Origin of the sequence: Acinetobacter sp. YH12255, from assembly GCF_013417355.1 — a bacterium.
Taxonomy (GTDB): domain Bacteria; phylum Pseudomonadota; class Gammaproteobacteria; order Pseudomonadales; family Moraxellaceae; genus Acinetobacter; species Acinetobacter pseudolwoffii.
Genome location: NZ_VPEC01000094.1, coordinates 1 through 4,030, shown reverse-complemented (window position 1 = coordinate 4,030; position 4,030 = coordinate 1). Strand labels below are relative to the sequence as shown.

General features: G+C 41.1%; 2 protein-coding genes and 1 pseudogene. 1 reads left to right on the top strand and 2 read right to left on the bottom strand.

What is annotated here, in order from left to right:
• Positions 1 to 177 precede the first annotated feature (177 nt).
• Positions 178 to 3,471 carry an EAL domain-containing protein gene (locus FTV30_RS15690; RefSeq protein ID WP_159138995.1) on the bottom strand — a complete coding sequence of 1,098 codons (3,294 nt, stop codon included), beginning with the start codon at positions 3,469 to 3,471 and terminating at the stop codon, positions 178 to 180.
• Positions 3,472 to 3,563: 92 nt separating this feature from the next.
• Entirely contained in the window at positions 3,564 to 3,920 is a 357-nt protein-coding gene (locus tag FTV30_RS15685; protein ID WP_216070820.1) for a methyl-accepting chemotaxis protein, read from the bottom strand.
• Between FTV30_RS15685 and FTV30_RS15680 the strand changes: the two are divergent.
• A pseudogene (locus tag FTV30_RS15680) lies at positions 3,904 to 4,030 on the top strand (transposase); the annotation flags it as partial. The gene FTV30_RS15685 and the pseudogene FTV30_RS15680 sit on opposite strands and share 17 nt — an antisense overlap.

Genomic DNA, 4,030 nt, shown 5'->3' with positions numbered 1-4,030 from the left:
GCGACTCATGAGTGCTCGGTTATATGCGGGCCAATTGGTTGTGCGGTAGATTTTGTGTGTAGGCTTCTTCATTTGAAAATTATATCGCTGAAAAAGCCTTTACAGATAGGTTTGTGCAACAAAGCCCCCATAAACTACTAAATTAAAACCCGCTTAATGTACCTTACTAATTATCTTTTAAAAATGCAGCTCTTCTATCCGACACGGTTTTCCGTATAAATAGCCTTGATAGGTGTGACACCCCATACTCTGCAATAACGCGCGCTGGGCTTCTGTTTCAACACCCTCAGCTATGACTTGCAGTTCCATTGAGTTGGCTAATGTTATAACTGCCTGAGCGATGGCCCTATCATTACTGCTATTGATAATATCTCGAACAAACCCTTGGTCAATTTTCAACTGATTTATAGGCAATTGTTTTAAGTAGGATAAGGATGAATAGCCTGTACCAAAATCATCGATTGAAAAAGTCACGCCGTGCTGCTGCAACTCTTTCATCTTAGCTTTAACATCAGGAATGTTATTTGCGAGCAACGTTTCCGTAATTTCCAGCTTTAGCAACTGTGGATTTGCACCTGAGGTTTTCAATGGATTTAAAACAGTCTGAACAAAATTATCTTTGCTAAATTGAACTACGCTTATGTTAACCGCAATGCTTAGGTGTTGTTTTTCGGATTCTAAAGACCATTTTGCCAGAGTGGCGCAAGCTTCCTCTAGCACCCACTCGCCAATCGGTACAATAAGACCTGTTTCCTCCGCTAATGGGATAAATTGCAGTGGCGACACCATGCCTTTTTCTGGGTGTATCCAGCGTAACAATACCTCAACACCAATACACTGCTTCAGGTGATTGACCTGTTTTTGATAGAAAAGTACAAATTGCTGGCTTTGTATTGCAGAGTATAAGTCGCTAATAATTGCTGCTCTTGAGCTTACTGCAACTTGCATTTGCGGGTCAAAAAACTGCACACCATTTCGGCCAGCATATTTAGCCTTGTACATAGCCATATCAGCTTGCTTTAACAAATCTTCTTTTGACAGATTTTCACTGTTAAAAAGTGTTACACCAATGCTTGCCGAACTATTGTAAGTTAGACCGTCAAGATTATATTCCCTTGTTAAATTACTCACGATTTTTTGTGCAAGTCTCTCAGCCTGGTTCGCTGCTAATGTTGGTTCATGACTTAAATCTGATGCCATAATAACAAACTCATCGCCGCCTAAACGCGCTACGGTATCACCTTGTCTCACTGAGTTGACAAGACGCTCAGCGACCTGACACAACAGCAAATCACCTTTATTATGACCAGCACTATCATTAAGGTTTTTAAAGTTATCTAAATCAAGAAAAAATAATGCTGAGAAGTTCCTTGTACGAACGCTATGATTTATAGCTCCCGTCAATCTGTCCAACAACAGACGTCGATTAGGTAGCAATGTTAATGGGTCATAAAATGCTAACTGGTGAATTTCATTTTCACGTTGTTTACGCTCAGTGATATCCCTGACAACACCGATAAAGTTAACTTCACCAGCCATTTGAACTTCAACTACACCAAGCTCGATTGGAAACATAGAACCATCTTTGCGCAAGGCCTCAAGCTCACGAATACGCCCAGTAATGTCACTGACACCACGTTCTATATAATTTGATAAGTAGCTATCGTGATGCTCTCGATGAGGTGACCCCATCAACATGCTAATATTTTTGCCAAGCGTTTCATCTTCCGTATAGCCGAAGATTTCCTGTGCGGCTTGGTTAAATGTCAGAATTTTACCACGACCATCAATAGTAATAATGCCATCAAGCAACCCTTCAACAACAGCTTCCATCTGCCTTGACTTATCACTAAGCGCTTTTTCTGCAATTATTTGGTCATTGATATCAAAGTGTGTACCCAATAACCATAGAGCTTTGCCATCATATGTCCTTGAAGAAATACGCCCTCTGGTGTTTATCCATTTCCATTCACCATTTTTGTGTTTCATACGAAGATTGGCTTCATATATGGGTATTAGGCCTGACATGTGCTTTTCAAGAATAGTTGCACAATAAGCCAGGTCATCAGGATGCGTTAGCCTTTCCCACGTGTATCTGTTTCCCGGTAATAACTCAGAAAGTGTGTAACCCAGTAATGCGGCCCATTCATCATTGATAATCAACTCGCCTGTTTGAATATTAAAATGCCATGTGCCTATATTGTTAGCGTCTATTACGGCCTTAAGTAAATTCTGACTGTTCCTTATGAGCTCTTCATCCTGTTTCTCTTTTGTAATATCTGTTTCAATTGCAATATAGCCGCTCAAACTACCACTTTCACTAAACAGCGGGTTACAAGCTATTCTCACCCAGTAGGAATTTTGCGCTTTTGAATAATTTACAACATCAACATTAAAGCCGTTCTGTTGAGCAAGCGCATCTCTCATTATTGCAACAGTGGCAGGATCAGTGTCGGGCCTTTGTAATAACTCCCCAGGCTTTTTACCCTGCATTTCTTCAATGCTATATCCTGTAAGAAAGGAGAAGGCTTCATTAATCCATATAATTCGACCTTTGACATCAGTTATTACCACACCATTGGTTGTCTGCCTTGCAACTTCAGAAAGGCGTCTTATTTCTGACTGCGCTTCAACTTGTGCAGAGGTATTACGAATGACCACTAATACTTCATTATCATCAATCTTTTTGTATCGGGCTTCGAACGATTGATTTGACTTTTCAAACGTGTAGTTATGATGAATCACATCGTTGTTACAAAAGGCTTGCTTGAGGCACTCTACGAGTTGATGACCTAGCTCATTGGGTAGTATCTCATGAACGGTACGCCCCAAAATCGCTTGTTGAGGTTTAAGTAAGTCAGGATGCTCTTTGCAAACCAAAAAACGAAAGTTTCGGTCAATAACAAATACCATATCAGGCAGTGTTGCCAGTATTGAGGTTGTTTTTGCCATGCCTTTTAAAAACTGCTCTTGAAGTCGAGCTTGATCTTCTTTGGCAATTTCATACTCAACCATGTCTGCAAATTCGCGCAGTTCTTGCTGCTCTTTTGCTGAAAAGTCTCTGGCCACGGAGTCAATGAGACATAGAGTGCCGATGGGTTGCCCACTTGTCTCTCGCAGCGGTGCACCCGCATAAAAACGAATATGCGGCGCGTGGGTTACTAAAGGATTTGACGAAAAGCGCTCATCTTTTGTTGCATCTGAAACAATTAAAATATCCTCATGCAATATCGCATGGCCACAAAATGAGATATCACGGCCTGTTTCACAAGCGTCAAGACCCACTTTAGATTTAAACCATTGCCGGTCACTATCCACCAAAGAGATAAGGCATATTGGCACTTTAAATACAGACGCTGCTAATCTTGTAATGCGGTCAAAGCGCTTCTCTGCTGGCGTATCCAGCAAATTAGTTCGCTGTAATGCAAGTAAACCAGCAGCTTCATCAACAGGGAATTCAGGTGCGTTCAAAACGTTACTCCAATAATTTGCTGCTTAATCGATTATTATCAATTGTACTGCAAGAATACACTGTTAAATGTTTTAGGCTTTCACTTGAAAGATTACCGCTTAAACCGTACTACCAGTTTATGAAGCTCATCAGCAATCTTGTTCAAATAAATAATCGTCTCTGAAAGCTGCATCGAGCTGTCATTACTTAAATCGGCAAGCGTTGAAATATTTACTATTTGCAGGTTAATGTCTTCAGTAACATGGGCTTGCTCTTCCACTGCTGCAGCCATTTGGGTCGACATAGAAGCGATTTGACCTATGGATTCTGAAATACCGCTTAACATTTTGCCGCTTTCAATAACATTAGAGAGTCCCTCTTCGGCATCAATAATAGCGCCTGCATCAGCGATTTTTACTGCATCACCTGCTCGATGAGTTAACTCGGTGACGATTGAGGTGGGCTGCATGGCACATGCACGTCGTAAATTTCATGAACTGCATGTGACCGGGAAAAGTCAGATCGCTGAACAGGCATTAGTGCTGATTCAGAAACTGTATGCCATAGAAGCAGAACTCA

What these genes read in the sequence shown, in the direction of transcription:
- FTV30_RS15685 (WP_216070820.1), bottom strand. Translation starts at nt 3,920, where the DNA reads ATGCAGCCCACCTCAATCGTCACCGAGTTAACTCATCGAGCAGGTGAT.